This window comes from Pseudomonas sp. B707, from assembly GCF_022496685.1.
Lineage (GTDB): Bacteria > Pseudomonadota > Gammaproteobacteria > Pseudomonadales > Pseudomonadaceae > Aquipseudomonas > Aquipseudomonas paraglycinae.
In genome coordinates this window covers 376808-403576 of sequence record NZ_WTVE01000015.1, presented here as the reverse complement: position 1 = coordinate 403576, position 26769 = coordinate 376808, and the positions used below count along the sequence as shown (strand labels likewise).

At 60.3% G+C, this 26769-nt stretch carries 28 protein-coding genes; 25 read left to right on the top strand and 3 right to left on the bottom strand.

The window, feature by feature from the left end; translation table 11 throughout:
• Positions 1-31: 31 nt before the first annotated feature.
• The 4 genes from yajC (at position 32) to GQX66_RS07330 (ending at position 3893) form a co-directional block, all read left to right on the top strand.
• Positions 32-367, top strand: a complete 336-nt coding sequence (gene yajC / locus GQX66_RS07345; RefSeq protein WP_007956696.1) for a preprotein translocase subunit YajC — start codon at positions 32-34, stop codon at positions 365-367.
• A 64-nt stretch (positions 368-431) separates the two neighbouring features.
• Positions 432-2300, top strand: coding sequence for a protein translocase subunit SecD (gene secD / locus GQX66_RS07340; protein ID WP_007956695.1), 1869 nt, complete (start codon positions 432-434; stop codon positions 2298-2300).
• Between the two features lie 9 nt (positions 2301-2309).
• A complete protein-coding gene (secF, locus tag GQX66_RS07335) occupies positions 2310-3224 on the top strand; it encodes a protein translocase subunit SecF (RefSeq protein ID WP_007956694.1) in 915 nt (304 codons plus the stop codon).
• 120 nt (positions 3225-3344) lie between these two features.
• A complete protein-coding gene (locus tag GQX66_RS07330) occupies positions 3345-3893 on the top strand; it encodes a glycine zipper 2TM domain-containing protein (RefSeq protein ID WP_007956693.1) in 549 nt (182 codons plus the stop codon).
• A 96-nt stretch (positions 3894-3989) separates the two neighbouring features.
• Here the strand turns inward: GQX66_RS07330 and suhB are convergent, their stop codons facing one another.
• Positions 3990-4808, bottom strand: a complete 819-nt coding sequence (suhB, locus tag GQX66_RS07325) for an inositol-phosphate phosphatase (protein ID WP_007941397.1) — start codon at positions 4806-4808, stop codon at positions 3990-3992.
• Between the two features lie 145 nt (positions 4809-4953).
• On the opposite strand from suhB, the gene trmJ reads away from it, so the two are divergent.
• The 21 genes from trmJ to GQX66_RS07220 all read left to right on the top strand — a co-directional run bounded on the left by trmJ (position 4954) and on the right by GQX66_RS07220 (position 23742).
• The gene (trmJ, locus tag GQX66_RS07320) at positions 4954-5724 is read left to right on the top strand and encodes a tRNA (cytosine(32)/uridine(32)-2'-O)-methyltransferase TrmJ (RefSeq protein ID WP_108563185.1); all 771 of its coding nucleotides are present in this window, start codon (positions 4954-4956) and stop codon (positions 5722-5724) included.
• Between the two features lie 2 nt (positions 5725-5726).
• The gene (gene cysE, locus GQX66_RS07315) at positions 5727-6503 is read left to right on the top strand and encodes a serine O-acetyltransferase (RefSeq protein ID WP_007956691.1); all 777 of its coding nucleotides are present in this window, start codon (positions 5727-5729) and stop codon (positions 6501-6503) included.
• A 168-nt stretch (positions 6504-6671) separates the two neighbouring features.
• A complete protein-coding gene (gene iscR / locus GQX66_RS07310) occupies positions 6672-7163 on the top strand; it encodes a Fe-S cluster assembly transcriptional regulator IscR (RefSeq protein WP_007956690.1) in 492 nt (163 codons plus the stop codon).
• 50 nt (positions 7164-7213) lie between these two features.
• Positions 7214-8428: an IscS subfamily cysteine desulfurase gene (locus tag GQX66_RS07305; protein ID WP_007956689.1), complete on the top strand. Its 1215-nt coding sequence runs from the start codon at positions 7214-7216 to the stop codon at positions 8426-8428.
• Between the two features lie 101 nt (positions 8429-8529).
• Positions 8530-8916 carry a Fe-S cluster assembly scaffold IscU gene (iscU, locus tag GQX66_RS07300; RefSeq protein ID WP_003227907.1) on the top strand — a complete coding sequence of 129 codons (387 nt, stop codon included), beginning with the start codon at positions 8530-8532 and terminating at the stop codon, positions 8914-8916.
• 34 nt (positions 8917-8950) lie between these two features.
• Positions 8951-9274, top strand: coding sequence for an iron-sulfur cluster assembly protein IscA (gene iscA, locus GQX66_RS07295; RefSeq protein ID WP_003227904.1), 324 nt, complete (start codon positions 8951-8953; stop codon positions 9272-9274).
• 8 nt (positions 9275-9282) lie between these two features.
• Positions 9283-9804: a co-chaperone HscB gene (gene hscB / locus GQX66_RS07290; protein WP_240867799.1), complete on the top strand. Its 522-nt coding sequence runs from the start codon at positions 9283-9285 to the stop codon at positions 9802-9804.
• A gap of 51 nt (positions 9805-9855) precedes the next feature.
• Positions 9856-11721 (top strand): Fe-S protein assembly chaperone HscA, encoded by a 1866-nt coding sequence (hscA, locus tag GQX66_RS07285; RefSeq protein ID WP_240867796.1) that lies wholly within the window; start codon positions 9856-9858, stop codon positions 11719-11721.
• Complete coding sequence (fdx, locus tag GQX66_RS07280; protein WP_007956685.1) at positions 11721-12062, top strand: ISC system 2Fe-2S type ferredoxin; 342 nt, start codon at positions 11721-11723, stop codon at positions 12060-12062. The genes hscA and fdx overlap by 1 nt, the downstream gene beginning before the upstream one ends.
• Positions 12063-12076: 14 nt before the next feature.
• On the top strand, positions 12077-12277 hold the full coding sequence (gene iscX, locus GQX66_RS07275) for a Fe-S cluster assembly protein IscX (protein WP_085684618.1): 201 nt from the start codon (positions 12077-12079) through the stop codon (positions 12275-12277).
• Between the two features lie 88 nt (positions 12278-12365).
• Entirely contained in the window at positions 12366-12791 is a 426-nt protein-coding gene (gene ndk / locus GQX66_RS07270; RefSeq protein ID WP_085745314.1) for a nucleoside-diphosphate kinase, read from the top strand.
• Positions 12792-12819: 28 nt separating this feature from the next.
• On the top strand, positions 12820-13968 hold the full coding sequence (rlmN, locus tag GQX66_RS07265; RefSeq protein WP_007956683.1) for a 23S rRNA (adenine(2503)-C(2))-methyltransferase RlmN: 1149 nt from the start codon (positions 12820-12822) through the stop codon (positions 13966-13968).
• A 12-nt stretch (positions 13969-13980) separates the two neighbouring features.
• Entirely contained in the window at positions 13981-14739 is a 759-nt protein-coding gene (gene pilW, locus GQX66_RS07260; protein WP_007956682.1) for a type IV pilus biogenesis/stability protein PilW, read from the top strand.
• Positions 14739-15797, top strand: a complete 1059-nt coding sequence (locus GQX66_RS07255) for a RodZ domain-containing protein (protein ID WP_240867793.1) — start codon at positions 14739-14741, stop codon at positions 15795-15797. Before pilW ends, GQX66_RS07255 begins: the two co-directional genes overlap by 1 nt.
• 3 nt (positions 15798-15800) lie before the next feature.
• The gene (ispG, locus tag GQX66_RS07250) at positions 15801-16910 is read left to right on the top strand and encodes a flavodoxin-dependent (E)-4-hydroxy-3-methylbut-2-enyl-diphosphate synthase (RefSeq protein WP_007956680.1); all 1110 of its coding nucleotides are present in this window, start codon (positions 15801-15803) and stop codon (positions 16908-16910) included.
• A 22-nt stretch (positions 16911-16932) separates the two neighbouring features.
• Positions 16933-18222: a histidine--tRNA ligase gene (gene hisS / locus GQX66_RS07245; RefSeq protein ID WP_102688192.1), complete on the top strand. Its 1290-nt coding sequence runs from the start codon at positions 16933-16935 to the stop codon at positions 18220-18222.
• 41 nt (positions 18223-18263) lie between these two features.
• Positions 18264-18905 carry a tetratricopeptide repeat protein gene (locus tag GQX66_RS07240; protein ID WP_011335807.1) on the top strand — a complete coding sequence of 214 codons (642 nt, stop codon included), beginning with the start codon at positions 18264-18266 and terminating at the stop codon, positions 18903-18905.
• Positions 18898-20049, top strand: a complete 1152-nt coding sequence (bamB, locus tag GQX66_RS07235; protein WP_039765728.1) for an outer membrane protein assembly factor BamB — start codon at positions 18898-18900, stop codon at positions 20047-20049. The genes GQX66_RS07240 and bamB overlap by 8 nt, the downstream gene beginning before the upstream one ends.
• Positions 20050-20185: 136 nt before the next feature.
• Positions 20186-21658 carry a ribosome biogenesis GTPase Der gene (gene der / locus GQX66_RS07230; protein WP_007956675.1) on the top strand — a complete coding sequence of 491 codons (1473 nt, stop codon included), beginning with the start codon at positions 20186-20188 and terminating at the stop codon, positions 21656-21658.
• Positions 21659-21814: 156 nt separating this feature from the next.
• Entirely contained in the window at positions 21815-22963 is a 1149-nt protein-coding gene (locus GQX66_RS07225) for a pyridoxal phosphate-dependent aminotransferase (RefSeq protein ID WP_085745311.1), read from the top strand.
• Positions 22951-23742: an amidohydrolase gene (locus tag GQX66_RS07220; RefSeq protein ID WP_085745310.1), complete on the top strand. Its 792-nt coding sequence runs from the start codon at positions 22951-22953 to the stop codon at positions 23740-23742. The genes GQX66_RS07225 and GQX66_RS07220 overlap by 13 nt, the downstream gene beginning before the upstream one ends.
• 182 nt (positions 23743-23924) lie before the next feature.
• Here GQX66_RS07220 and leuA read toward each other — a convergent pair whose 3' ends face one another.
• Both leuA and GQX66_RS07210 read right to left on the bottom strand, forming a co-directional pair.
• Positions 23925-25604: a 2-isopropylmalate synthase gene (leuA, locus tag GQX66_RS07215; protein ID WP_007956672.1), complete on the bottom strand. Its 1680-nt coding sequence runs from the start codon at positions 25602-25604 to the stop codon at positions 23925-23927.
• 343 nt (positions 25605-25947) lie between these two features.
• Entirely contained in the window at positions 25948-26769 is an 822-nt protein-coding gene (locus GQX66_RS07210; protein WP_039765736.1) for a peptidoglycan DD-metalloendopeptidase family protein, read from the bottom strand.

The following is a 26769-nucleotide window of genomic DNA, read 5'->3' as shown; positions in this document are numbered from 1 at the left end:
CAAGATTCAACATTTGCAACTGGAGTGCTAAATGAGCTTTTTTATCTCTAATGCCATGGCTGACGCGGCTGCACCGGCTGCAGCGCCTATGGGCGGCGGCTTCGAGTGGATTTTCCTGGTCGGCTTCCTGGTCATCTTCTACCTGATGATCTGGCGTCCACAGGCCAAGCGCGCCAAAGAGCAGAAGAACCTGCTGAGCAGCCTGCAGAAGGGCGACGAAGTGGTCACCACCGGCGGCATTGCCGGCAAGATCACCAAAGTGGCCGATGACTTCGTGGTTCTGGAAGTTTCCGACACCGTGGAAATGAAGTTCCAGAAGGGCGCCATCGCCGCCACGCTGCCAAAAGGCACGCTGAAAGCGATCTAAGGTTCCAACTTCTACTCAATCGACGGGGCGCGCAAGGCGCCCCGCGTTCATAACGGGCGGCGTGATGCTGAACAAATATCCTCTGTGGAAATACATTCTGATCCTGGCGGTGCTGGCGATCGGTCTGATTTATTCCGCTCCGAATCTATACCCCGATGACCCGGCCATTCAGATCAGCGGCGCCAGCACGGCCCTGCAGGTCAATCAGGCCGATCTGGATCGCGTGAGCACCGCGCTCAAGGAATCCGGGATCAACGTCAAGGCTTCGAGCCTGGCTGCGAACGGCAAGGGCGGTCTGATCCGTCTGACCAAGGCTGAAGACCAGCTGCCGGCCAAGGACGTTGTCCGCAAGGCATTGGGTGATGACTACGTCGTCGCGCTGAACCTGGCACAAACCACCCCGCAATGGTTGCGCAGCGTGGCCGCGCACCCGATGAAGCTGGGTCTGGACTTGTCCGGTGGTGTGCACTTCCTGCTGGAAGTGGACATGGACAAAGCTCTCGATGCCCGCCTGAAAGTCTACGAAGGCGACGTCAAGAGCCTTTTGCGCAAGGAGAAACTGCGTTATCGCAGCCTGCCGCAACTCAATGGCGCCATTCAGCTGGGCTTCAGCGATGCTGATTCCCGCGAACAGGCCCGTGCGCTGATCCGCAAGAATTTCAACGATTTCGACATTGTTCCGGCCGACCTCAACGGTCAACCGGTGCTGCGTCTGGCGATGACCCCGGCCAAGCTGGCGGAAATCCGTGAATACTCCATCAAGCAGAACTTGACCACGGTACGTAACCGCGTCAACGAGCTGGGTGTTGCCGAACCGATCGTCCAGCGTCAGGGCGCCAACCGTATCGTGGTTGAGCTGCCGGGCGTGCAGGACACTGCCGAAGCCAAGCGTATCCTCGGCAAGACGGCCAACCTCGAGTTCCGTCTGGCTGCTGAGCCGGGTGCCTCGAAAGCCACTTCCGAAACCTTCGAGTTCCGCGAAGGCAAGCGTCCTCCTGCCCAGATCGAGCGTGGCCTGATCATCACCGGTGACCAGGTGACTGACGCCAAGGCCGGTTTCGGCGAGCACGGCACGCCTGAAGTGAACATTCGTCTGGATGGCCACGGTGGCGAGCTGATGAGCCGCGCAACCCGTAGCAACGTCGGTCGCAGCATGGCGGTGATCTTCATCGAGCAGCGCCCGGTCACCACTTACACCAAGCAAGTGGTCGATGGCGTCGAGAAAGACGTCGCGGTGCAGACCTTCAAGGAAGAGAAGAAGATCATCAGCCTGGCGACCATTCAGTCGCCGCTGGGTGCGCAGTTCCGTATCACCGGCCTGAACGGCCAGGGCGAGTCGTCCGAACTGGCGCTGCTGCTGCGTGCCGGTGGTCTGGCTGCTCCGATGTACTTCGCTGAAGAACGCACCATCGGCCCGAGCCTGGGTGCGGACAACATCACCAAGGGTATCGATGCATCGCTGTGGGGCATGCTGTTCGTCTCGCTGTTCATCATCGCCATCTACCGTTTCTTCGGCCTGATCGCCACCGTTGCTCTGGCGGTGAACATGGTGCTGCTGCTGGCGCTGATGTCGCTGCTGGGCGCCACGCTGACCTTGCCGGGTATCGCCGGTATCGTGTTGACCATGGGTATGGCGGTCGACGCCAACGTACTGATCTTCTCGCGGATTCGTGAAGAGATCGCCGCCGGCATGACCGTGCAGCGTGCAATCAACGAAGGCTTCGGTCGGGCATTCACTGCGATTCTCGACGCCAACCTGACCACCTTGCTGGTCGGCGGCATCCTCTTCGCCATGGGCACCGGCCCGGTGAAGGGCTTTGCAGTAACCATGTCCCTCGGGGTTCTGACTTCGATGTTCACGGCCATCATGGTCACCCGCGCGATGGTCAACCTGATCTTCGGCGGTCGTGACTTCAAGAAGTTGTGGATTTAAGGGGCTGCCATGTTACGTACAATCAACTTCATGGGCGTCCGCAACTTTGCGTTCGGCGTCACTGTATTTCTGACCTTGCTGGCAATCTTCAGTGTGTTCCACAAGGGCATGAACTGGGGTCTGGACTTCACCGGCGGTACGCTCATCGAGCTGACCTACGAGCGTCCGGCCGATGTCACCAAGGTGCGCGAGCAACTGGTTTCTTCCGGTTATCACGAAGCCGTCGTGCAGAACTTCGGCGCGACCACCGATCTGCTGGTGCGCATGCCGGGTGAAGACCCGCAGCTGGGCCATCAGGTGGCGGAAGCGCTGCAGAAGGTCGGCGGCGACAACCCGGCGACCGTCAAGCGCGTCGAGTTCGTCGGCCCGCAGGTCGGTGAAGAGCTGCGTGACCAGGGCGGCATGGGCATGCTGCTGGCGCTCGGTGGCATCCTGATCTACCTGGCTTTCCGCTTTCAGTGGAAGTTTGCGGTCGGCGCTATCGTGTCGCTGATTCACGACGTGATCGTGACCGTGGGTATCCTGTCGTTCTTCCAGATCACCTTCGACCTGACGGTGCTGGCGGCGGTACTGGCGATCATCGGTTACTCGCTCAACGACACCATCGTCGTGTTCGACCGGGTGCGTGAGAACTTCCGCGTACTGCGCAAGGCTACGTTGATCGAGAACATCAACATCTCGACCACCCAGACCCTGCTGCGGACCATCGCGACCTCGGTTTCGACCTTGCTGGCGATCGCGGCACTGCTGTTCTTCGGCGGTGACAACCTGTACGGCTTCTCCCTGGCGCTGCTGGTGGGTGTTCTGGCGGGTACCTACTCGTCGATCTACATCGCCAACGTGGTGCTGATCTGGCTGAACCTGTCGACGGAAGACCTGATTCCGCCGGTCAACACCGAGAAGGAAGTCGACGACCGTCCATAACGGCCATCGTTTTCCCGGTTGTCAGTCAAAAAAGACGCGAGTTGAACTCGCGTCTTTTTTTTTGCTCCAAGGCTGGGAGAAGCGCGGGCGCGTCCCGCATGTGATGGTCAGGAGGTTCATGTGAACAAGTCGTTGCTGGTTGGTGCGGTATTGGGTGCTGTCGGTGTGACTGCCGGGGGTGCTGTTGCCACCTACAGCCTGGTTAAAAGCGGCCCTGAGTATGCGCAAGTGCTGGCCGTAGAACCGGTCAAAACACAGATCAAGACTCCACGTGAAGTGTGCAAGGATGTGACAGTGACCCGGCAGGCGCCGGTGAAAGATCAACACCAGATTGCCGGCACCGTGGTCGGTGCGCTGGCAGGTGGTCTGCTGGGTAACCAGATCGGCGGCGGCACCGGCAAGAAGATTGCCACGGTGGCCGGTGCGGTCGGTGGTGGTTACGCCGGTAACAAGGTTCAGGAGGGTATGCAGGAGCGTGATACCTACACCACGACTCAGACTCGCTGTAACACGGTGAATGACATCAGCGACAAGGTCGTGGGCTATGACGTCCGGTATTCGCTGGACGGCAAGGAAGGCAAGGTGCGGATGGATCGTGATCCGGGCAACCAGATTCCGGTCGACAAGGAAGGCAAGCTGATCCTGTCGCAGAACGAGCCGGGCCAGTGACTGGTTGATGGCTTATAAGAAAAGCACCCTTCGGGGTGCTTTTTCATGCCCATAAAAAAACACCCCGAAGGGTGTTTTTTTGGTTTCGCGAAGCGCTTAGCGCTTCAGCGAGGCCGGCAGGTGCGGCTGGATCGCCGTCAGAACTGCCTTGAAGCATTTGGTGTTGCCGGCAACGACGTGGCCTTTTTCAAGGAAGTCGTGACCGCCGGTGAAGTCGCTCACCAGGCCGCCTGCTTCCTGAATCAGCAGGGCGCCAGCAGCCATGTCCCACTCGGACAGACCCGACTCCCAGAACGCGTCGAAACGGCCGGCGGCCACGTAAGCCAGATCCAGGCTTGCCGAACCGGCGCGGCGGATGCCGGCAGTCTGGCCAACCAGGGCGCGGAACATGCCCAGGTAGTTGTCGAGGTTGTCCATCTGGTCGTCACGGAAAGGGAAACCGGTACCGAGCAGAGCGCCATCCAGGCTGGTGCGACCGCTGACACGCAGGCGACGACCGTTCAGTTGAGCGCCGCGACCACGGCTGGCGGTGAATTCTTCCTGGCGAACCGGATCCAGAACAACGGCGTGCTCCAGGCGACCACGGTATTTGCAGGCAATGCTGACAGCGAAGTGAGGAATGCCGCGCAGGAAGTTGGTGGTGCCGTCCAGCGGATCGATGATCCACAGGTATTCTTCGCCTTCGATGCCGGTGCCGGCGTGCAGGCCGGTCTCTTCACCCATGATCGAGTGATTCGGGTAAGCCTTGCGCAGGGCGTCGATGATTTTCTGTTCGGCGGCGCGATCGACCTCGGATACGTAATCCTTGGCGTCTTTTTCGTCGACCTTGATGGTATCCAGGCGCTCGATGGAGCGGAAGATCAGTTCACTGGCGCTGCGGGCGGCGCGCAGCGCGATATTCAGCATGGGCTGCATGGATGTGTCACCTAAGGTTGTTAAAGAAAGCCGCGCATTCTATCAGAACTTTTCTTCAGGTGAAGGTCGCTGTTCGCTTTCATAGCTTAACGGTAGGCTGTTCTGTAAGATTTGCACCCCTTTGCCGAGTCCGAGAGCGCCCGCCGTGCTGCAAAATATTCGTGTCGTCCTGGTCAACACCAGCCATCCGGGAAACATCGGCGGGACCGCGCGCGCCATGAAAAACATGGGCCTGTCGCGCTTGGTGCTGGTTGATCCGCGCGTCTTTCCGCATCACGAAGCCGATGCCCGCGCTTCGGGTGCCGGTGACATCCTTGAAAACGCGCAAGTCGTCGCCACCTTGGAAGACGCCCTGGTTGGTTGCAATCTGGTGCTCGGCACCAGTGCCCGTGACCGGCGCATTCCCTGGCCATTGCTGGATCCGCGCGAGTGCGGGACCAAAGTGGTCGAGGAGGCCGGGCAGGGCGCGGAGATCGCGCTGGTGTTCGGTCGTGAAGATTCCGGCCTGACCAACGACGAGCTGCAGCGATGTCACTATCACGTGCACATCCCCTCCGATCCTGAATTCAGCTCGCTGAACCTCGGGGCGGCGGTGCAGGTGTTGAGTTATGAAGTGCGCATGGCGTGGCTGGCTGCACAAGGCCAGCCGAGCAAGATCGAGAAGGAAGAAGTGGCCTCCGTGAAAAGCGCAGAGCTTGCGACCATGGATGAGCTGGAGCGGTTCTATGAGCACCTGGAGCAGACCCTGGTGGCCATCGAATTCCTCGATCCGGAAAAGCCGCGGCACTTGATGGCGCGCCTGCGCCGGTTGTACGGACGCAGCTCGGTCAGCCGGGCGGAAATGAATATTTTGCGTGGCATCCTCACGGAAACCCAGAAAGCGGCCCGTGGCGAGCTCCTTAAGCGGAAGGATTAATGATGTTCGAGCGTTTGCGTGAAGATATCCAGAGCGTATTCCACCGAGACCCGGCGGCGCGTAACGCTTTTGAAGTCCTGACCTGCTACCCCGGCATGCATGCAATCTGGATTCATCGACTGGCCGGCATGCTCTGGCGCAATGATCTGAAATGGCTGGCGCGGCTGGTGTCGAACTTTGGTCGCTGGCTGACCGGGATCGAGATCCATCCGGGTGCCAAGGTCGGTCGACGCTTCTTTATCGACCACGGCATGGGCATCGTAATCGGCGAAACCGCTGAAATCGGCGATGACGTGACGATCTACCAGGGCGTCACCCTGGGTGGTACCAGCTGGAACAAGGGCAAGCGTCACCCAACCCTCGGCGATGGCGTTGTGGTGGGGGCGGGCGCGAAGGTGCTCGGTCCGTTCACTGTGGGGGCCGGCGCCAAGGTCGGGTCCAACGCCGTGGTTACCAAGGAAGTGCCACCGGGCGCCACTGTGGTGGGGATTCCGGGCCGGATCATCGTCAAGTCCGATGACGAGGCTGACGCCAAGCGCAAGGCGATGGCCGAGAAGATCGGCTTCGATGCCTACGGCGTCAGTGAAGACATGCCCGATCCGGTGGCGCGCGCCATCGGCCAGTTGCTCGATCACCTGCAAGCGGTGGACGGACGTCTGGAGGGAATGTGCGGCGCGCTGAAGGATCTGGGCAGTAATTATTGTGCGAAAGATCTGCCCGAGCTGCGTGAAGAAGACTTCGCCTGCGTCAAGGGCAAGGACGAATCCAAGCTCCACTGACGCACTTGCAGGGCTGCTGCCGACCGGTGTGCCATTAGGCCGCAGACCCTGCTATCATTCGCGCGCTCTTTTGCGGGTAAACCCGACTAAAGCACTAGGTCTTATAGTTGACTTAAATGCTCGGGAATTGCATACTCCCGCCCATTCCGAACTCCGTGGTAATTGTCCATGCGACTGACTACAAAAGGCCGATACGCCGTGACCGCCATGCTTGACCTGGCGTTGCACGCGCAACACGGGCCGGTGTCCCTGGCCGATATCTCCGAGCGCCAAGGCATCTCCCTGTCCTATCTCGAACAGCTTTTCGCCAAGCTGCGCCGCAGCAACCTGGTTTCCAGTGTTCGCGGTCCGGGCGGTGGCTACCAGTTGTCCCGCGACATGCAGGGCATCCAGGTGGCTCAGGTGATCGATGCGGTGAACGAATCGGTCGATGCAACAAAATGCCAGGGCCAGGGCGACTGCCACTCCGGTGACACCTGCCTGACCCATCACCTGTGGTGCGACCTGAGCCTGCAGATTCACGAATTTCTCAGCGGTATCAGCTTGGCCGACCTCGTAACTCGCCGTGAGGTGCAGGAAGTGGCCCAGCGTCAGGATCAGCGTCGTTGCAATGGCAAGGCGCCGCGCCTGGACAAGATTGAAGCGTCCGCCGTCGAATGACAGCCAGAGAGCTAGCGGCACGCCAGCCAGCCTGATTTAGGAGATAGTCCATGAAATTGCCGATTTACCTTGATTACTCTGCGACCACCCCGGTCGATCCGCGCGTTGCGCAAAAAATGAGTGAATGCCTGCTGGTCGACGGAAACTTCGGTAACCCGGCGTCCCGTTCCCACGTGTTCGGCTGGAAAGCCGAAGAGTCCGTCGAAAACGCCCGTCGTCAGGTGGCCGATCTGGTCAACGCCGACCCGCGTGAAATCGTCTGGACCTCCGGTGCCACCGAGTCCGACAACCTGGCAATCAAGGGTGCGGCACATTTCTATGCCTCCAAGGGCAAGCACCTGATTACCTCCAAGATCGAACACAAGGCTGTCCTCGACACCATGCGCCAACTGGAGCGTGAAGGTTTCGAAGTCACCTACCTCGATCCGACCGAGGATGGCCTGATCACCCCGGCCATGATCGAAGCCGCGCTGCGCGAAGACACCATCCTGGTGTCCGTAATGCACGTGAACAACGAAATCGGCACCGTCAACGACATCGCCGCCATCGGCGAGCTGCTTCGTTCGAAGGGCATCCTGTTCCACGTCGACGCCGCTCAGTCCACCGGCAAGGTCGAAATCGACCTGCAGAAACTGAAAGTCGACATGATGTCGTTCTCCGCCCACAAGACCTACGGCCCTAAAGGCATCGGCGCGCTGTACGTCAGCCGCAAGCCGCGTGTGCGCATCGAAGCGACCATGCACGGCGGCGGTCACGAACGTGGCATGCGTTCCGGCACCCTGGCGACTCACCAGATCGTCGGCATGGGCGAAGCGTTCCGTGTGGCCAAGGAAGACATGGCTGCCGAAAACGTCCGCATCAAGGCGTTGAGCGACCGTTTCTACAAGCAGGTCGAGCACCTGGAAGAGCTGTACGTCAACGGCAGCCTGACCGCCCGCGTTCCGCACAACCTGAACCTGAGCTTCAACTACGTTGAAGGCGAGTCGCTGATCATGGCGCTCAAGGATCTGGCGGTTTCGTCCGGTTCGGCCTGCACCTCGGCGTCGCTTGAGCCTTCGTACGTACTGCGCGCCCTGGGCCGCAACGACGAACTGGCACACAGCTCGATCCGTTTCACCTTCGGCCGTTTCACCACCGAAGAAGAAATCGACTACGCCGCGCAGAAAGTCTGCGAGGCCGTTACCAAGCTGCGCGCTCTGTCGCCGCTGTGGGACATGTACAAAGACGGCGTCGATATCTCGAAGATCGAGTGGGCGGCACACTAAATATAGAAGCCGCCGGATACAGATCCTGTAGCGACGCGGCGGTTTACGCAGCGCAGTTGCAGGGTCTCAAGAGCGGCCCTGATGAGTGAGGATTGAGAATCATGGCTTACAGCGAAAAGGTCATCGACCACTACGAAAACCCGCGCAACGTCGGCAAGATGAACGCGGAAGATCCTGATGTCGGCACCGGCATGGTCGGCGCTCCGGCGTGCGGCGACGTGATGCGTCTGCAAATCAAGGTCAACGATCAGGGCGTTATCGAAGACGCCAAGTTCAAGACCTACGGCTGCGGTTCGGCTATCGCCTCCAGCTCCCTCGCTACCGAGTGGATGAAGGGCAAGACCCTGGACGAAGCTGAAACCATCAAGAACACTCAGCTGGCCGAAGAACTGGCCCTGCCGCCAGTAAAAATCCACTGCTCGGTTCTCGCTGAAGACGCCATCAAGGCGGCCGTTCGCGATTACAAGCAGAAGAAAGGCTTGATCTGACTTTCAAGATTTGGCGACGAGTAAGGAGTCAACGATGGCTATCAGCATGACAGAAGCGGCTGCTCGACACGTGCGGCGCTCCCTCGACGGGCGCGGCAAGGGTGAAGGGATTCGTCTGGGTGTTCGCACCACGGGCTGTTCCGGCCTTGCCTACGTGCTGGAGTTTGTCGACGAGGTGGTTGCAGAAGATCAGGTGTTCGAGAGTCACGGCGAAAAAGTGATCATCGACCCGAAGAGCCTGGCCTACCTCGACGGCACCGAGCTCGACTTCGTCAAGGAAGGGTTGAACGAAGGCTTCAAGTTCAACAACCCCAACGTACGCGGTGAATGTGGCTGCGGCGAAAGCTTCAACATCTGAGGCTTGTCGTGGGTATTCCTTGTCATTTCGCTTTATTCGAGCTGCAACCGGGCTTTCGTCTGGATCTCGATCAGTTGGCCACGCGCTATCGCGAGCTGGCGCGCGGCGTTCACCCTGACCGCTTTGCCGATGCTTCCGAGCGCGAGCAGCGGTCGGCGCTCGAGCAGTCTGCGCGGCTCAACGATGCCTATCAGACGCTCAAGTGTCCGGCCCAGCGTGCACGCTACCTGCTGGCCATTAGCGGGCATGAAGTGCCGATGGAAGTCACCGTCCACGATCCCGAGTTTCTTTTGCAGCAGATGCAATGGCGCGAAGAGCTCGAAGATCTGCAGGACAGTGCCGATCTGGACGGTGTCGCGGCGTTCAAGCGTCGCCTGAAAACCGCCCAGGAAGAGCTCAACGAAAGCTTCGCAGCCTGTTGGGATGATGCAGCGCAGCGCGAACAGGCCGAACGCCTGATGCGGCGCATGCAGTTCCTCGACAAGCTCACCTACGAAGTGCGCCAGTTAGAAGAGCGCCTCGACGATTAACCCAGTGCCGCTCCGGTCGCACGCCTGATATACAGATAAGTCCTGATCACGATGGCCCTACTGCAGATCGCCGAACCCGGCCAAAGTCCTCAACCGCACCAGCGTCGTCTGGCTGTGGGGATCGACTTGGGTACTACCAATTCGCTGGTCGCTGCGTTGCGCAGTGGTCTTTCCGAGCCGCTGGCCGATGCCGAAGGGCGGGTCATCCTGCCTTCCGCCGTGCGTTACCACGCCGATCGCGTCGAAGTCGGCGAGTCAGCCAAACTGGCTGCATCCTCCGATCCCCTGAACACCGTGCTGTCGGTCAAGCGCCTGATGGGGCGTGGTCTGTCCGACGTCAAGCAATTGGGCGATCAACTGCCGTACCGCTTTGTCGGTGGCGAATCGCACATGCCCTTCATCGACACCGTGCAGGGGCCGAAAAGCCCGGTCGAAGTCTCCGCCGATATCCTGAAAGTATTGCGTCAGCGCGCTGAAGCCACCCTTGGCGGTGAGCTGGTGGGCGCGGTGATCACCGTTCCGGCGTATTTCGACGATGCTCAGCGCCAGGCTACCAAGGACGCGGCGAAACTCGCCGGTCTGAACGTGTTGCGTCTGCTCAACGAGCCGACCGCTGCGGCGGTGGCATACGGTCTGGATCAACATGCCGAAGGCCTGGTCGCGATTTATGACCTGGGCGGCGGCACATTCGATATTTCGATTCTGCGCCTGACTGGCGGTGTCTTCGAAGTGCTGGCCACTGGCGGCGACAGTGCGCTGGGTGGCGATGATTTCGATCATGCGATTGCCGGCTGGATCATCGAGAGCGCCGGTTTGTCCGCCGACCTCGATCCGGGCGCACAACGCAGCCTGCTTCAAACCGCCTGCGCCGCCAAAGAAGCCCTGACGGACTCTGACAGTGTTGAAGTTGCCTACGGTGACTGGAAAGCGCAACTGACCCGCGAAGCCTTCGATGCGCTGATTGAGCCAATGGTCGCCCGCAGCCTGAAAGCCTGCCGCCGCGCCGTCCGCGATTCCGGCGTCGAGCTGGAAGGCGTGCACGCCGTGGTCATGGTCGGTGGTTCGACCCGCGTTCCGCGTGTTCGTGAAGCCGTCGCCGAAGCCTTCGGTCGTCAGCCGCTGACCGAAATCGACCCGGATCAAGTGGTGGCCATCGGTGCCGCGATCCAGGCCGATACGCTGGCTGGCAACAAGCGCGATGGCGGCGAACTGTTGCTGCTCGACGTGATTCCGCTGTCCCTGGGGCTGGAAACCATGGGCGGCCTGATGGAGAAGGTGATTCCGCGTAACACCACCATCCCCGTCGCTCGCGCCCAGGACTTCACCACTTATAAAGATGGCCAGTCGGCCATGGCGATCCACGTATTGCAGGGCGAGCGTGAGCTGATCAGCGATTGCCGCTCTCTGGCTCGCTTCGAATTGCGCGGCATCCCGGCGATGGTGGCCGGTGCGGCGAAAATTCGCGTGACCTTCCAGGTCGATGCCGACGGCTTGCTCAGCGTCTCTGCCCGTGAACTGGGTTCGGGCGTCGAGGCAAGCATTCAGGTCAAGCCGTCCTATGGCCTGACCGACGGCGAAATCGCCAAGATGCTGAAAGATTCGTTCCAGCACGCCAATGACGACAAGGTCGCCCGCGTTCTTCGCGAGCAGCAAGTCGATGCTCAGCGCCTGATCGAAGCGGTGCAGGGCGCTCTTGAGGCGGATGGCGAGCGTTTGCTCGACGCCGAAGAGCGCATGGTCATCGATCTGCAGGTGCAGGAACTGACCGAACTGATGAAAGGCACCGATGGCTACGCCATCGAGCAGCAGACCAAGCGTCTGTCGCAAGTGACCGATGCTTTTGCAGCCCGTCGTATGGATCAGACGGTGAAAGCCGCTCTGTCGGGGCGCAATCTGAATGAAATCGAGGATATCTGATGCCGCAGGTCATTTTTCTGCCCCACGAGAAGTTCTGCCCTGAAGGCATGGTCGTTGACGCTGCGCCTGGCACGTCGATCCTCGAACTGGCTCACGAACACCACATCGAGATGGAAAGCGCCTGCGGCGGCGTCTGCGCCTGCACCACTTGTCACTGCATCATCCGCGAGGGTTTTGACTCGCTGGAAGAAGCTGACGAGTTGGAGGAAGATTTCCTTGATCGTGCCTGGGGTCTGGAAGCCCAGTCGCGCCTGGCTTGTCAGGCGATCGTCGGTGAAGAAGACATCACCGTAGAAATTCCGAAATATTCGCTTAACCATGCGGCCGAAGCGCCGCACTGACTGGTAAGACTGTCATGAGCTACGGTTGGAATGATGTTCAACGTATTGCAGAAGAGCTGGCGGAAGCCAAGCCGGGTGTAGATCCGTTTTCTGTCAATTTCGTCGACCTGCAGCGATGGATCATGGAGCTGCCTGACTTCGACAACAACTCTGGCCGTGTCGGCGAGAAGGTGTTGGAAGCGGTTCAGCAGCTCTGGAATGATGAAATAGACTGATCGTCCTCGCAGGTTAGGCAATACCCAAGAACCCGCGTATAATTCGCGGGTTTAATTTTTCGCAAATTACCGTTTCTGGAGTTACACCATGGCTGTTCAACGTACTTTCTCCATCATCAAGCCTGACGCCGTTGCTAAAAACGTGATCGGCGAGATCACCACTCGTTTCGAAAAAGCCGGCCTGCGCGTTGTAGCTTCGAAACTGAAGCAACTGTCCAAAGCCGAAGCCGAAGGCTTCTACGCTGAGCACAGCGCTCGTGGTTTCTTCGGCGACCTGGTTGCCTTCATGACTTCGGGTCCTGTTGTTGTTCAGGTTCTGGAAGGCGAAAACGCCATCGCTCGCAACCGTGAGCTGATGGGCGCTACCAACCCTAAAGAAGCTGCTCCAGGCACCATCCGTGCTGACTTCGCTGAATCGATCGACGCCAACGCCGTTCACGGTTCGGACTCCGAAGCCGCTGCTGCTCGCGAAATCGCTTACTTCTTCGCAGCTACTGAAGTAACCACTCGCTAAGCATTGGCTTAAGAGTGAAGGTGAATCCATGACGACATCGACTGTTAAAACCAACCTGCTGGGTCTGACCCAGCCGGAAATGGAAAAATTCTTCGACTCAATCGGGGAGAAGCGTTTCCGTGCCGGTCAGGTAATGAAATGGATTCACCACTTTGGCGTCGATGATTTCGACGCCATGACGAACGTCAGCAAGGCCTTGCGCGAAAAGCTCAAGGCTGTTGCTGAGGTCCGTGGTCCCGAAGTGGTCAGCGAGGACATTTCCAGCGACGGCACCCGCAAGTGGGTGGTGCGCGTGGCGTCCGGCAGCTGCGTCGAGACCGTTTACATTCCCCAGGGCAAACGCGGCACTCTGTGCGTTTCGTCCCAGGCAGGCTGTGCCCTGGACTGCAGTTTCTGCTCCACCGGCAAGCAAGGCTTCAACAGCAACCTCACCGCCGCCGAAGTCATCGGTCAGGTGTGGATTGCCAACAAATCCTTCGGCAGTGTTCCGGCTACCATCGACCGCGCCATCACCAACGTGGTGATGATGGGCATGGGCGAACCGCTGCTGAACTTCGACAACGTCGTGGCCGCCATGCATCTGATGATGGATGACCTGGGCTACGGGATCTCCAAGCGCCGCGTGACCCTGTCCACGTCGGGTGTGGTGCCGATGATCGATGAGCTGGCCAAGCACATCGACGTATCCCTGGCGTTGTCCCTGCACGCACCGAATGACGCATTGCGTAACCAATTGGTGCCGATCAACAAGAAATATCCGCTTAAGATGCTGCTCGAGTCGTGCCAGCGCTACATGTCCGAACTGGGCGAGAAGCGCGTGCTGACCATCGAGTACACCTTGCTCAAGGACGTCAACGACAAGCTTGAACACGCCGTGGAAATGATCGAGCTGCTGAAGAACATTCCATGCAAGATCAACCTGATTCCGTTCAACCCGTTCCCGCATTCCGGGTACGAGCGGCCGAGCAACAACGCCATCCGCCGGTTCCAGGATCAGCTTCACCAGGCCGGTTTCAACGTCACCGTGCGCACCACCCGTGGTGAAGACATCGACGCGGCTTGTGGTCAATTGGTAGGGCAGGTGCTGGATCGCACCCGTCGCAGCGAACGTTACATCGCCGTCCGCGAATTGAGCGCCGACAGCGATCTGGCACAGAACGCCGCGAACACTAACTAAGAGAGGATCTCTATGTCCCTGCGCTTTGCGCTGCTGTTGCTGTTGGCCAGCCTGTGTGCTGGTTGTGTCCTGTCGGGTGATTACAACCCGATGAAGACCAGCAAGGGCCGTGACGAAGCGCGGGCTGCCTACGTGCAGCTGGGGCTGGGATACTTGCAGCAGGGCATGACCGAGCGGGCCAAGGTTCCACTGAAGAAGGCCCTGGAGCTGGACGGTTCGGATCCCGACGCCAATGCCGCGCTGGGGCTGGTGTTCCAGGCTGAAATGGAACCTGCGCTTGCTGACGAACACTTCCGCAAAGCCTTGTCCTCCCGTCCCGCCGATGCGCGCATCCTTAACAACTACGGCAGTTTTCTCTACGAAGAACAGCGTTACAAGGAAGCCTACGAGCGTTTTGAACAGGCGGCCGCCGATACCCTGTATCCTGAGCGTTCGCGGGTGTTCGAGAACCTCGGCATGACGGCGGCGAAGCTTGGGCAGCGTGATCTGGCGCAGCAGCAGCTGGAAAAAGCGCTGCGTTTGAACCGTCAGCAGCCACGGGCATTGCTGGAAATGGCTGAGTTGTCATTCGAAGACAGGCATTATGTGCCCGCGCGTGACTATTACGACCGTTTCAGCCAGCTCTCCGAGCAAAATGCACGTAGTCTGTTGCTCGCCGTTCGGTTGGCAAAAGTATTTGAAGATCGCGACAAGGCCGCCAGTGCGGGCCTGCAATTAAAACGACTCTATCCCGGTACGCCGGAATATCAGCAATACCTGTCGGAGCAATGATGAAAGCGGCGCATCCCGAAGTTGTAGCAGCGAATCGCGTTAACCCCGGTGAGACCCTGCGCCAGGCCCGCGAAAGCAATGGCTGGTCGCTGGCCGAAGTGGCCCTCAAGCTCAACCTCACCGTGACTTCCCTGAGCAATCTTGAAGCCGGCGCATTCGACAAGTTGCCCGGGCATACCTTCGCTCGCGGTTACATTCGCGCCTACGCCAAATTGCTCGGCATGGATCAGACCGTTCTGGTCCAGCAATTCGATCAGTCTACCGGCACCGATTCCCAGGGCAGCAACGTCCACGCTCTGGGCCGTATCGAAGAGCCGGTACGGGTTTCCCACACCATTTTGCGTATCGTCAGCCTGTTGCTGCTGATTGCGGTCATCGGCGGTGGATTCGTCTGGTGGCAGGATCAGACTTCGCAGCGCACCAAGGACCTGATTGGCCTGGCACCGGAGCACGTCGAAGTCGAAGGCGCCGACGGCACCACCCAGATTCATCCGCTCGACGAGCCGGAAGACCAGGCCGTCGCGGAAGGCGAAGCCGAGGGCTCGACCGCTCTGGCACTGCCTCAATCGGAATCCACGGCTGAATCGACCGGCGCCGAGACCGAGGCCACGGCTCCAGCCACCGCACCGGTTGCTCCGGCACCTGCTGCGCCAGCCGCTACTCCGGCTGCACCGGCTCATACGCCAGCGCCTGTGGTTGCTGCTCCAGCGAATCCTGCGCCAGCCGCTCCGGCCACGCCTGCACCGACCGTCACTGCCCCGGCAGCCCCGGCCGTCGCTGCACCCGCGCCGACAGCGCCCGTTGTTCCGGCCGCAGGTCAAGGCCAGGTTCAAGTGCAGTTCATCGCCGATTGCTGGACTCAAGTGACCGATGGCAGCGGCAAAGTGCTGTACAGCGGCCTCAAGCGTAAGGGCGACAGCCTGTCTGTCGTCGGCAAGCCTCCGTTTGCCGTGCGTCTGGGCGTTGCCCGTGGCGCGCAGGTCAGCTACAACGGCCAGCCGGTCGATGTCGCTCCGTTCACCAGTGGCGAGACCGCTCGCCTGAAGTTGGGTCAATAAGTCATGCACGGCGAATCTCCAATCAAACGTCGCGAATCGCGCAAGATCTGGGTCGGTAACGTGCCTGTGGGCGGCGATGCCCCTATCGCTGTGCAGAGCATGACCAACAGCGACACCAATGACGTCGCTGCCACCGTCGCACAGATCAACCGTCTGGAAGCCGCCGGCGTCGACATCGTCCGCGTGTCGGTACCGGACATGGACGCCGCCGAGGCGTTCGGCAAGATCAAGCAACTGGTCAAGGTGCCGTTGGTTGCCGACATCCATTTCGACTACAAGATCGCTTTGCGCGTGGCCGAACTGGGTGTGGACTGCCTGCGCATCAACCCGGGCAACATCGGTCGCGAAGACCGCGTGCGTGCGGTGGTCGATGCCGCCCGTGACCGCGGGATCCCGATCCGCATCGGCGTCAACGCCGGTTCCCTGGAAAAAGACCTGCAAAAGAAATACGGCGAGCCGACCCCGGCCGCGCTGGTCGAGTCCGCCCTGCGTCACGTCGAACACCTCGAACGCCTGAATTTCCAGGACTTCAAGGTCAGCGTGAAGGCTTCCGACGTGTTCATGGCCGTTGAAGCCTACCGTCTGCTGGCCAAGGAAATCGTCCAGCCGCTGCACCTGGGCATCACCGAAGCCGGCGGATTGCGCTCCGGTACAGTGAAATCCGCCGTGGGCCTAGGTATGCTGCTCGCCGAGGGGATTGGCGATACTATCCGCATCTCGCTGGCGGCCGACCCGGTCGAGGAAGTGAAGGTCGGTTACGACATTCTCAAGTCTTTGCATCTGCGTTCCCGTGGCATCAACTTCATCGCCTGCCCGAGCTGCTCGCGGCAGAACTTCGATGTGGTCAAGACCATGAACGAGCTGGAAGGGCGCCTTGAAGACCTGCTGGTGCCGCTGGATGTCGCGGTGATCGGTTGCGTGGTCAACGGCCCCGGCGAAGCCAAGGAAGCCCATATCGGCTTGACCGGCGGCACGCCAAACCTGATTTACATCGACGGCAAGCCGTCGCAGAAACTGACGAATGACAATCTGGTGGACGAGCTGGAAAAGCTGATCCGCGAGAAAGCGGCCGAGAAGGTCGAAGCTGACGCAGCGGTTATCGCGCGCGGCTGATCGAACGAATTAAGGAAATTCTGTGAGCAAGTCTCTGCAAGCCATTCGTGGCATGAACGACATCCTGCCGGAACAGACGCCGGTATGGCGTTATTTCGAAGGCACCGTTTCGCGTCTGCTGGATAACTACGGTTACAAGCAGATCCGCATGCCGATCGTCGAGTTCACCGAGCTGTTCAAGCGCTCGATCGGTGAAGTGACCGACATCGTCGAAAAAGAGATGTACACCTTCGAAGACCGCAACGGCGACTCCCTGACCCTGCGTCCGGAAGGCACGGCCGCGTGCGTGCGTGCGGTGCTCGAGCACGGCATCACCGGCGGTGGCCAGGTGCAGAAGCTCTGGTACATCGGCCCGATGTTCCGTCACGAGCGTCCACAGAAAGGCCGTTATCGCCAGTTCCACCAGATCGGTCTGGAGGTGTTCAACCTCGACGGTCCGGACATCGACGCCGAACTGATCATCATGACCTGGCGCCTGTGGGGCGAGCTGGGCATTCGCGATGCGGTCAAGCTCGAACTCAACAGCCTCGGCACCAGCGAGTCCCGCGGCCGTTATCGTGAAGCGCTGGTCGAGTACCTCTCGGCGCACCACGACAAACTGGACGAAGACAGCCAGCGTCGCCTGAAAACCAACCCGCTGCGCGTGCTCGACACCAAAAATGCCGACACCCAGGCCGTGCTGGTCGATGCGCCGAAAATGGCGGATTACCTGGATGACGAATCCCGTGCCCACTTCGAAGGGCTAAAGGCCCGTCTGGATGCCGTCGGCATTCCTTACGTGCTCAACCCGAAGCTGGTGCGTGGTCTGGATTACTACAGCAAAACCGTATTCGAATGGGTCACCGACAAGCTCGGCGCCCAGGGCACTGTCTGCGCGGGTGGGCGCTATGACGGTCTGGTCGAGCAGATGGGCGGCAAGCCGACCCCGGGCGTCGGTTTCGCCATGGGTATCGAGCGTCTGGTGCTGCTGCTGGAAACCCTGCAGCAGATCCCGGAAGAAATCTCCCGTCAGGTCGACGTCTATCTCTGCGCCTTCGGCGAAGAAGCAGAGCTGGCCGGTCTGGCCCTGGCCGAGCGTGTACGCGACCAACTGCCCAACCTGCGCCTGCAAGTCAATGCCGGCGCTGGCAGCTTCAAGAGCCAGTTCAAGAAAGCCGACAAGAGCGGTGCGCTGTACGCACTGATCCTCGGTGACGACGAAATGGCCCAGCAAGTGGTAGGTTTCAAACCCCTGCGTGGCCAGGGCGAACAACAAAGCATTGCCTGGGATGCGCTCGCTGCACACCTGGCCACCTGCGTCGTGCAGGGTTGAAGCTGTCCAAACAGCCGATTTAGCGATTAAGGAGTATTGGGGTGTCGAGTACCGAAGACGAACAGTTGGCGGATTTGAAGGACTGGTGGACACGCAACGGCAAACCTCTGGTCACCGGCGGCCTGTTGGCGCTGGTCATCGTGTTCGGCTGGCAGGCTTATCACAAGTATCAGAGCAACCAGTCGCAAGGCGCCTCGGTGCTCTATCAGCAATTGCTGGAAACCACGCTGACCCCGGATGGCAAGCCTGACGCCGCGCGTGTTGCGGATCTGGCCGGCAAGCTCAACAGCGAATTCGGCGGTTCTGCCTACGCGCAGTACGGCAGCCTGTTCGTGGCCAAGGTCGCGGTCGACAGCGGCAAGCTGGACGACGCGGCGACCGAACTCAAGGCCATCGTTGCCAAACCGGCCAACCCGGCGCTGGGCGAAATCGCCCGTCAGCGTCTGGCGCAGGTACTGGGCGCACAGAACAAGGCCGACGAAGCCCTGAAACTGCTCGAAGGCGATGCCGACAAGTCGTTCCTGGCCACTCGCGAAGAACTCAAGGGCGACCTGCTGGTACAGCTGGGCCGTACCGACGAAGCGAACGCGGCGTATCAAAAAGCCAAGGCGGCACTGTCGGATGAAGCGGCGGTCGGTGGCCTTCAAATCAAGCTGGACGACCTGGCCAAAGGGGATGCGTGACGTGATCCGTTGGAAGCATGCAGCATTGCTGGCTCTGGCCATTCTGGCCGCGGGTTGCAGCAGCAACAGCAAAAAAGAACTGCCACCGGCCGAGCTGACCGACTTCAAAGAAGAAGTGGTCCTGCACAAGCAGTGGAGCCGCTCGATCGGTGACGGTCAGGGCGAAACGTACAACATGCTGGTACCGGCGATCGACGGTGACACCATCTACGCAGCCGACGTGACCGGTATCGTGATGGGCCTGGATCGCGGCAACGGCGACGTGAAATGGAAGAAAGACCTTGAACTGCCTGTGTCCGGCGCCGTTGGCGTGGGTTACGGTCTGGTCATGGTCGGCACCCTGCGCGGTGAAGTCGTTGCCCTCGACGCCATCAACGGTGAAGAGAAGTGGCGCTCGCGCGTCAACAGCGAAGTCCTCGCGCCACCGGCCAACAACGGTGACGTGGTGGTGGTACAGACCCAGGACGATCGTCTGATCGGTCTGGACGCGTCCACCGGCAATCAGCGTTGGGTGTATGACAGCACGCCGGCCGTACTGACCCTGCGCGGCACCAGCGCACCGATCGTCACCAACCGCCTCGCGGTGGCGGGCCTGTCGACCGGTAAAGTGGTCGCTCTCGACATTTCCAACGGCGTGCCGGTCTGGGAACAGCGGATCGCGATTCCACAAGGTCGTTCGGAACTGGAGCGCGTGGTCGACATCGACGGCGGTCTGCTGTTGTCCGGCGGTACCCTGTACGTCGCCAGCTATCAGGGTCGCGTTGCGGCACTGGATCTGGAAAGCGGCCGTCAGCTCTGGCAGCGCGACGCGTCGAGCTACGCCGGTGTTGCCCAGGGTTTCGGCAACGTCTACGTAAGCCTGTCGTCGGGTACCGTTGAAGGCGTCGACGAGCGTTCCACCACAGCACTGTGGAGCAACGACTCGCTGGCCCGTCGTCAACTGTCGGCGCCGGAAGTGTTCTCCAGCTACGTTGCAGTCGGTGACCTGGAAGGTTACCTGCACCTGCTGAGTCAGGTGGACGGTCGTTTCGTCGGCCGCGAGCGCATCGACAGCGACGGCCTGCGTGCCCGTCCGCTGGTGGTGGGCGACACGATTTATGTGTATGGCAACAGTGGCAAACTGGAAGCCCTGACCATCAAGTAACAACTATGCTTGGGGTTAACTCCCCAGGCGGCCTTGCTTCTGCAGGGTTTGCAGCACCCACGGGTGTTGCCCCGAGCACCAGCCGCTGCCTCGCAGCGGCTTTTGTATTTTCTGAAATAACGAAGTGGAGAGCCGCATGGTTCCCGTAATCGCCCTGGTGGGCCGACCGAACGTCGGCAAGTCCACCTTGTTCAACCGCCTGACCAGGACTCGCGACGCCATCGTCGGCGACTTGTCCGGTCTGACCCGTGATCGCCAGTACGGTGAGGCCAAGTGGCAAGGGCGTTCCTACATTCTGATCGACACCGGCGGTATCTCCGGTGACGAGCATGGTATGGACGAAAAAATGGCCGAGCAGTCGCTGCTGGCCATCGAAGAAGCGGATGTCGTTCTGTTCCTGGTAGATGCCAAGGCCGGTTTCACCGCCGCCGACCAGATGATCGCCGAACACTTGCGCAAACGTAACAAGCGTTCCCACGTGGTTGCCAACAAGGTCGACAACATCGACCCGGAAATGGCCCGCGCCGAATTCGCCCCGCTGGGCATGGGCCACGCGATCCCGATCGCCGGCGCCCACGGTCGCGGCATCACGCAATTGCTGGAAGCCGCCCTGAGCGACTTCCCGCGCGATGATGACGAACCGGCCGAAGGTGAAGAGGAAGAAGTGGTCGCCGAAGGCGAGGAAGCCAAGCGCATTCCTGGCCCGAGCGAAAAAGACGGGATCAAGATCGCCATCATCGGCCGTCCGAACGTCGGCAAGTCGACCCTGGTCAACCGCATGCTCGGTGAAGACCGGGTTATCGTCTATGACCAGCCCGGCACTACCCGCGACAGTATCTACATCCCGTTCGAGCGTAACGACGAGAAGTACACGCTGATCGACACCGCCGGTGTGCGCAAGCGCGGCAAGATCCACGAAGAAGTCGAAAAATTCTCCGTGGTCAAAACCCTGCAGGCGATCAAAGACGCCAACGTGGTGATCTTCGTGATGGACGCCCGCGAAGGCGTGGTCGATCACGACCTCAACCTGCTGGGCTTCGCCCTTGAAGCAGGTCGTGCGCTGGTGATCGCGATCAACAAGTGGGACGGCATGACGCCGAGCGAGCGTGACTTCGTGAAGGTCGAGCTGCAGCGTCGGTTGTTCTTCGTTGACTTCGCCGATATCCACTTCATCTCGGCACTGCACGGTACCGGCGTGGGCAACCTTTACGCCTCGGTGCAGAACTCGTTCAAGTCCGCGGTCACCCGCTGGCCGACCAGCCGCCTGACGCAGATTCTCGAAGACGCGGTCAGCGAGCACCAGCCGCCGATGGTCAACAGCCGCCGGATCAAGCTGCGTTACGCTCACCTGGGTGGTGCGAACCCGCCGATCATCGTGATCCACGGCAACCAGATCGAGAAAGTGCCGAAGTCGTACGTGCGCTATCTGGAAAACACTTACCGCCGTGTGCTCAAACTGGTCGGTACGCCGATCCGTATCGAGTTCAAGGGCGGCGAGAACCCGTACGAAGGCAACAAGAACACGCTGACCGACCGCCAGGTCAACAAGAAGCGTCGCTTGATGTCGCACAACAAGAAGGCTAGCAAGAAGCGTCGCGACAAGAAGTAAAAAGAGCAGCTGCGGGTTTCGAGCTGCAAGCTTCAAGTTAAAGCGTGGAAGTAAAGAAGGGCTCTGTTCAGAGCCCTTTTTTGTGGGCGATGGATTGATGCTTGAAACTTGTCGCTTGCAGCTTGAAACTTGCAGCTCACCTGCAAGGGGCTCCCGATGATCACCAGCAAGCTGCCGAATGTCGGCATCACTATTTTCACGCAGATGTCTCAGCTCGCGGCGCAGACCGGAGCGATCAACCTTTCCCAGGGTTTTCCCGATTTCGACGGCCCGCAGGCACTGCGCGACGCGGTTGGTCGACACATTGCCAGTGGCCATAACCAGTATTCACCCATGACCGGCCTGCCGGCGCTGCGTCAGCAGATCGCGGCGAAAATCGCCCGCAGTTATGGCGCCAATGTCGATGTCGATAACGAAGTGACCGTGACCCCGGGCGCGACCCAGGCAATCTTCTGTGCGATCCAGGCGGTTATCCACAGCGGCGACGAAGTCATCGTGTTCGACCCGGCTTACGACAGCTACGAGCCTGCAGTAGAGCTGGCCGGCGGGCGCTGCGTGCATGTGCAGTTGGGCCTGAAAGATTTCTCCATCGACTTCGACAGACTCAGCGCAGCCCTGAGCCCGCGCACGCGGATGATCATCCTCAACACCCCGCATAATCCAAGCGGTGCATTGATCAGCCGTGCCGAGCTGGATCAACTGGCAGCGTTGATCCGTGATCGCGACATCTACGTGATCAGCGACGAAGTCTACGAACACCTGGTATTCGACGGCGTGCCGCACGTCAGCGTGCTGGCCCATGAAGAGCTGTATCAGCGCGCCTTCGTGGTCAGCTCGTTCGGCAAGACCTATCACGTCACCGGCTGGAAAACCGGTTACGTTGTGGCTCCGCCGGCCCTGACGGCGGAGCTGCGCAAGGTGCACCAGTACGTCAGTTTCTGCGGCGTGACCCCGTTGCAGTTTGCTTTGGCCGATTACATGGCCGAGCATCCGGAACACGTCGAAGAGCTGCCGGGCTTCTATCAGGCCAAGCGCGATCTGTTCTGTGATCTGCTGGCGCCGTCGCGATTCAGCTTCACCCGGGTCACCGGCACTTATTTCCAACTGGTCGATTACTCGCAGATTCGCCCTGACCTGAACGATGTCGAGATGGCGATGTGGATGACCCGCGAGCATGGTGTGGCGAGTATTCCGGTGTCGGTGTTCTACCAGAATCCACCTGAAGGCCAGCGCCTGGTGCGCCTGTGCTTTGCCAAACGTGAGGAGACGCTGCGGGAAGCGGCGGCCAAACTATGCGTGATCTGAGTGCGTTGCCCGATCTCAATCTGGCGCTGATCCAGACCAGTCTGGCCTGGCATGATCGTCAGGCCAATCTCGAGCATTTCGACGCCTTGCTGGAGCAGGCGCGCGGTGCGGATCTGATCATCCTGCCGGAGATGTTCACCACCGGATTCTCCATGGAGTCCGAAACCCTGGCCGAAGCCGAAAACGGCCCGACCAGCAAATGGCTGCGGATCCAGGCGGCGAAACTGAACGCGGTCGTCACCGGCAGCGTGATCATCCAGGCCGCCGACGGCAGCCACCGCAACCGTTTGTTGTGGGCGCGGCCGGACGGCGAAGTGCTGCATTACGACAAGCGTCACCTGTTCCGCATGGCCGGCGAGCACAACCACTACACCCCCGGCGAGCGCCAGGTGCAGTTCGAGCTCAAGGGCTGGCGGGTGCGTCCGCTGATCTGCTACGACCTGCGCTTCCCGGTGTGGAGCCGTGATGCGCAGGACACCGACCTGCTGCTGTACACCGCCAACTGGCCGGGTGCGCGGCGTCAGCACTGGAACCGGTTGCTGCCGGCCCGGGCGATCGAAAACCTGTGCTATGTAGCGGCGGTCAATCGCGTTGGCACCGATGGCAAGGGTTTCGCTTACACCGGCGATAGTCAGGTGCTGGACTTCCAGGGCGAGACGTTGCTCGCGGCGGGGGAGGCTGACGGAGTGTTCAAGGTGGTTCTGGAAGCGGCCTCGCTGGCGGCTTACCGCGAGCGGTTTCCGGCGAATCTTGACGCGGACACCTTCGAGTTCACTTAATAGCCCAAGTCGCCTAGATCGTTCCCACTTCGAGGTGTCGAACCGTCCGCGTGGGAATGCCTCAAGGGACGCAGAGCGTCACGAGCTGCATTCCCACGCAGAGCGTGGGAACGATCAGAAAGTGGCAGGAAAAAAAGGCCCCGGAGTTCGCACTCCGGGGCCTTTTTCATTGCAGCGGTCAGTTACGCCGCTTTGGCTTCCGGCTGGCTCAGCGAGCGATTCAGCGCGCTGAACAGGGCCTTGAAGCTGGCGGTGGTGATGTTTTCATCGATGCCCACGCCGTGCACCGCACGTTCGCCGTTCACACGCAGTTCGATGTAGGCCGCCGCCTTGGCGTTGGTGCCCGCGCCGATGGCGTGTTCGTTGTAATCCATGATCTCCACCGGAATCGGCAGACCGGCCACCAGCGCTTCCAGCGCGCCGTTGCCCTTGCCGCGCCAGTGCAGGTTGGTTTCGCCCTGACCCTTGCTCGCCACTTCCACTTCGACGGCGCTGTTGCCGTTTTCTTCCTGCAGACGATGGCTGACCAGCGCGTAAGGGGTGTTGGCTTGCAGGTATTCGCTGTGCAGCAGCGCGTGGATTTGCTGCGCGGTCATCTCCAGGCCCAGGCGATCGGTTTCACGCTGCACGACCTGGCTGAATTCGATCTGCATGCGACGTGGCAGGCTGATGCCGTATTCCTGTTCCAGCAAGTAGGCGATGCCACCCTTGCCCGACTGGCTGTTGACGCGGATCACCGCCTCGTAGCTGCGGCCGATGTCGGCCGGGTCGATCGGCAGGTACGGTACTTCCCACAGTGCGTCGGATTTCTGCTGGGCGAAGCCCTTGCGGATCGCGTCCTGGTGGGAGCCGGAGAACGCGGTGTGGACCAGGTCGCCGACGTATGGGTGACGCGGGTGAACCTGGATCTGGTTGCACTCTTCGACGACCTTGCGCACGCCGTCGATGTCGGAGAAGTCCAGTTGCGGGTCGAGGCCCTGGGTGTACATGTTCAGTGCCACGGTGACGAGGTCGACGTTGCCGGTGCGCTCGCCGTTGCCGAACAGGCAACCTTCGACGCGGTCGGCGCCGGCCATCAGGCCCAACTCGGTGGCGGCCACGCCGGTGCCACGGTCGTTGTGGGTGTGCAGGCTGATGATCACGCTGTCACGACGGTTGATGTTGCGGTGGAACCACTCGATCTGGTCGGCGTAGACGTTCGGCGTCGCGCATTCAACGGTGGCCGGCAGGTTGAGGATGATCTTGTGCTCAGGCGTCGGGTTCCAGACCTCGATCACCGCGTCACAGACTTCCTTGGCGAATTCCAGCTCGGTGGCGCTGAAGGTTTCCGGCGAGTACTCGAAGGTCCACTCGGTGTCCGGCTGCATGGCTGCGTATTTGACGAACAGCTTGGCGGCGTTCACGGCGATGGCCTTGATCCCGTCCTTGTCCTGGTTGAACACGATGCGACGGAAAGAAGGGGAGGTGGCGTTGTACAGGTGAACGATGGCTTTCTTCGCCCCGCGCAGGGATTCAAAGGTGCGCTCGATCAGGTCTTCACGGCCCTGGGTCAGCACTTGAATAGTGGTGTCGTCCGGGATGTGGCCGTCTTCGATCAGAGTGCGCACGAAGTCGAAGTCGGTTTGCGAAGCGGCCGGGAACGAGGCTTCGATTTCCTTCACGCCCACCTGCACCAGGGTTTTCCAGAAGCGCAGCTTTTTCACCGCGTCCATTGGCTCGATCAACGACTGGTTGCCGTCACGCAGGTCGGAGCTGCACCAGATCGGCGCGGCATCGATGGTCTTCGACGGCCAGGTGCGATCCGGCAGGTTGATCACAGGAAACGCGCGGTATTTCGAAGACGGGTCTTTGAGCATGCTCATCGGGAAATTCCTTATTGTCTGGGCCGAAAAGAGGCGGCCTGCCGGTGGAACGAACGTTCTTGGAAAAGCGTGGGACGAGGCGCAGCGATTCAGCCCGGCAGTCGTGCGCTGACAAGGCACAGGCTGCGGTGCTGGCGAAGCTGAATGAGGGTGTGAGAGGTTTTCATGCCTTCAACCCTAACCGCGGGGGATGAGGATGGCAAGCAGTCGAAAAAAATTGAGAGGAATACCCGGAAAGCGGTTTTTTCCGAGATTTTATTCTTGATATGGCACTAATTGTTGGTGGGGATTGCGCGGACCATTCGTCGTGCGCAATCCCTGCTGGAAGGGCTTCAGCCTGAAATCAAGGCTGGAAAGCCCCAATGAAAATCGCCGGATCGACCCGCGCGTCGTTCAGGCTGACGTTCCAGTGCATGTGCGGCCCGGTCGCCCGACCTGTGGCCCCCACCTTGCCAACCACTGCACCGCGTGCCAGTTGTTGGCCGTTCTGCACATCAATCTTCGACATGTGACAGAACATGCTGATAAAGCCCTGGCCGTGGTCGACGAACACAGTGTTGCCATTGAAGAAGTAGTTGCCGATCAGGATTACCTTGCCGGCTGCCGGGGTCTTGATCGGCGTGCCGGCCGGCACCGCGAAGTCCAGACCTGCGTGCGGATTGCGCTCTTCACCGTTGAAGAAACGGCGCACGCCGAACTTGCTCGACAGCGGCCCGTTGACCGGTTTGTCCAGCAGCAGATTGCTCGGCGTATTCGGACTGAAACTGCGGTAGGCCTTGATCTGCTCGGCCAGTTCGCCCTCGATGCGCTTGAGGTTGGCCGGGTTCGGATTGACCTGCTGGGTGTTCTTCAGGGTGATGTGCTGTTCCGGGTATTTCTTGTTACCGACATTGAAGTTGAGGTTGCGGCCGCCACTGCTGATCTGCTGAACGCCGGGTTTGACGGTCAACGGAACGCCGACAATCGCCAGCCAGTTGTTCTGTTCCTTGACCACCAGCACCGGTTTGCCCTGATACGTGGCTTTCGGCGCTTGCGCAGCGGTCCCAAGATCGACGACAGCCACGCCGCCCGGCACCGGTTTGTTCAGCAGGCGGGTGATGTAACTGTCGGCGTGGGCGTTGAAGGTCAGGCAGAGCAACAGCAGCGGAGCGAGAAAACGCGGCAT

What these genes read in the sequence shown, in the direction of transcription:
- yajC (WP_007956696.1), top strand. Translation starts at nt 32, where the DNA reads ATGAGCTTTTTTATCTCTAATGCCATGGCTGACGCGGCTGCACCGGCT.
- secD (WP_007956695.1), top strand. Translation starts at nt 432, where the DNA reads ATGCTGAACAAATATCCTCTGTGGAAATACATTCTGATCCTGGCGGTG.
- secF (WP_007956694.1), top strand. Translation starts at nt 2,310, where the DNA reads ATGTTACGTACAATCAACTTCATGGGCGTCCGCAACTTTGCGTTCGGC.
- suhB (WP_007941397.1), bottom strand. Translation starts at nt 4,808, where the DNA reads ATGCAGCCCATGCTGAATATCGCGCTGCGCGCCGCCCGCAGCGCCAGT.
- cysE (WP_007956691.1), top strand. Translation starts at nt 5,727, where the DNA reads ATGTTCGAGCGTTTGCGTGAAGATATCCAGAGCGTATTCCACCGAGAC.
- iscR (WP_007956690.1), top strand. Translation starts at nt 6,672, where the DNA reads ATGCGACTGACTACAAAAGGCCGATACGCCGTGACCGCCATGCTTGAC.
- GQX66_RS07305 (WP_007956689.1), top strand. Translation starts at nt 7,214, where the DNA reads ATGAAATTGCCGATTTACCTTGATTACTCTGCGACCACCCCGGTCGAT.
- iscU (WP_003227907.1), top strand. Translation starts at nt 8,530, where the DNA reads ATGGCTTACAGCGAAAAGGTCATCGACCACTACGAAAACCCGCGCAAC.
- iscA (WP_003227904.1), top strand. Translation starts at nt 8,951, where the DNA reads ATGGCTATCAGCATGACAGAAGCGGCTGCTCGACACGTGCGGCGCTCC.
- hscA (WP_240867796.1), top strand. Translation starts at nt 9,856, where the DNA reads ATGGCCCTACTGCAGATCGCCGAACCCGGCCAAAGTCCTCAACCGCAC.
- fdx (WP_007956685.1), top strand. Translation starts at nt 11,721, where the DNA reads ATGCCGCAGGTCATTTTTCTGCCCCACGAGAAGTTCTGCCCTGAAGGC.
- iscX (WP_085684618.1), top strand. Translation starts at nt 12,077, where the DNA reads ATGAGCTACGGTTGGAATGATGTTCAACGTATTGCAGAAGAGCTGGCG.
- ndk (WP_085745314.1), top strand. Translation starts at nt 12,366, where the DNA reads ATGGCTGTTCAACGTACTTTCTCCATCATCAAGCCTGACGCCGTTGCT.
- rlmN (WP_007956683.1), top strand. Translation starts at nt 12,820, where the DNA reads ATGACGACATCGACTGTTAAAACCAACCTGCTGGGTCTGACCCAGCCG.
- pilW (WP_007956682.1), top strand. Translation starts at nt 13,981, where the DNA reads ATGTCCCTGCGCTTTGCGCTGCTGTTGCTGTTGGCCAGCCTGTGTGCT.
- GQX66_RS07255 (WP_240867793.1), top strand. Translation starts at nt 14,739, where the DNA reads ATGAAAGCGGCGCATCCCGAAGTTGTAGCAGCGAATCGCGTTAACCCC.
- ispG (WP_007956680.1), top strand. Translation starts at nt 15,801, where the DNA reads ATGCACGGCGAATCTCCAATCAAACGTCGCGAATCGCGCAAGATCTGG.
- bamB (WP_039765728.1), top strand. Translation starts at nt 18,898, where the DNA reads ATGCGTGACGTGATCCGTTGGAAGCATGCAGCATTGCTGGCTCTGGCC.
- der (WP_007956675.1), top strand. Translation starts at nt 20,186, where the DNA reads ATGGTTCCCGTAATCGCCCTGGTGGGCCGACCGAACGTCGGCAAGTCC.
- GQX66_RS07225 (WP_085745311.1), top strand. Translation starts at nt 21,815, where the DNA reads ATGATCACCAGCAAGCTGCCGAATGTCGGCATCACTATTTTCACGCAG.
- GQX66_RS07220 (WP_085745310.1), top strand. Translation starts at nt 22,951, where the DNA reads ATGCGTGATCTGAGTGCGTTGCCCGATCTCAATCTGGCGCTGATCCAG.
- leuA (WP_007956672.1), bottom strand. Translation starts at nt 25,604, where the DNA reads ATGAGCATGCTCAAAGACCCGTCTTCGAAATACCGCGCGTTTCCTGTG.
- GQX66_RS07210 (WP_039765736.1), bottom strand. Translation starts at nt 26,769, where the DNA reads ATGCCGCGTTTTCTCGCTCCGCTGCTGTTGCTCTGCCTGACCTTCAAC.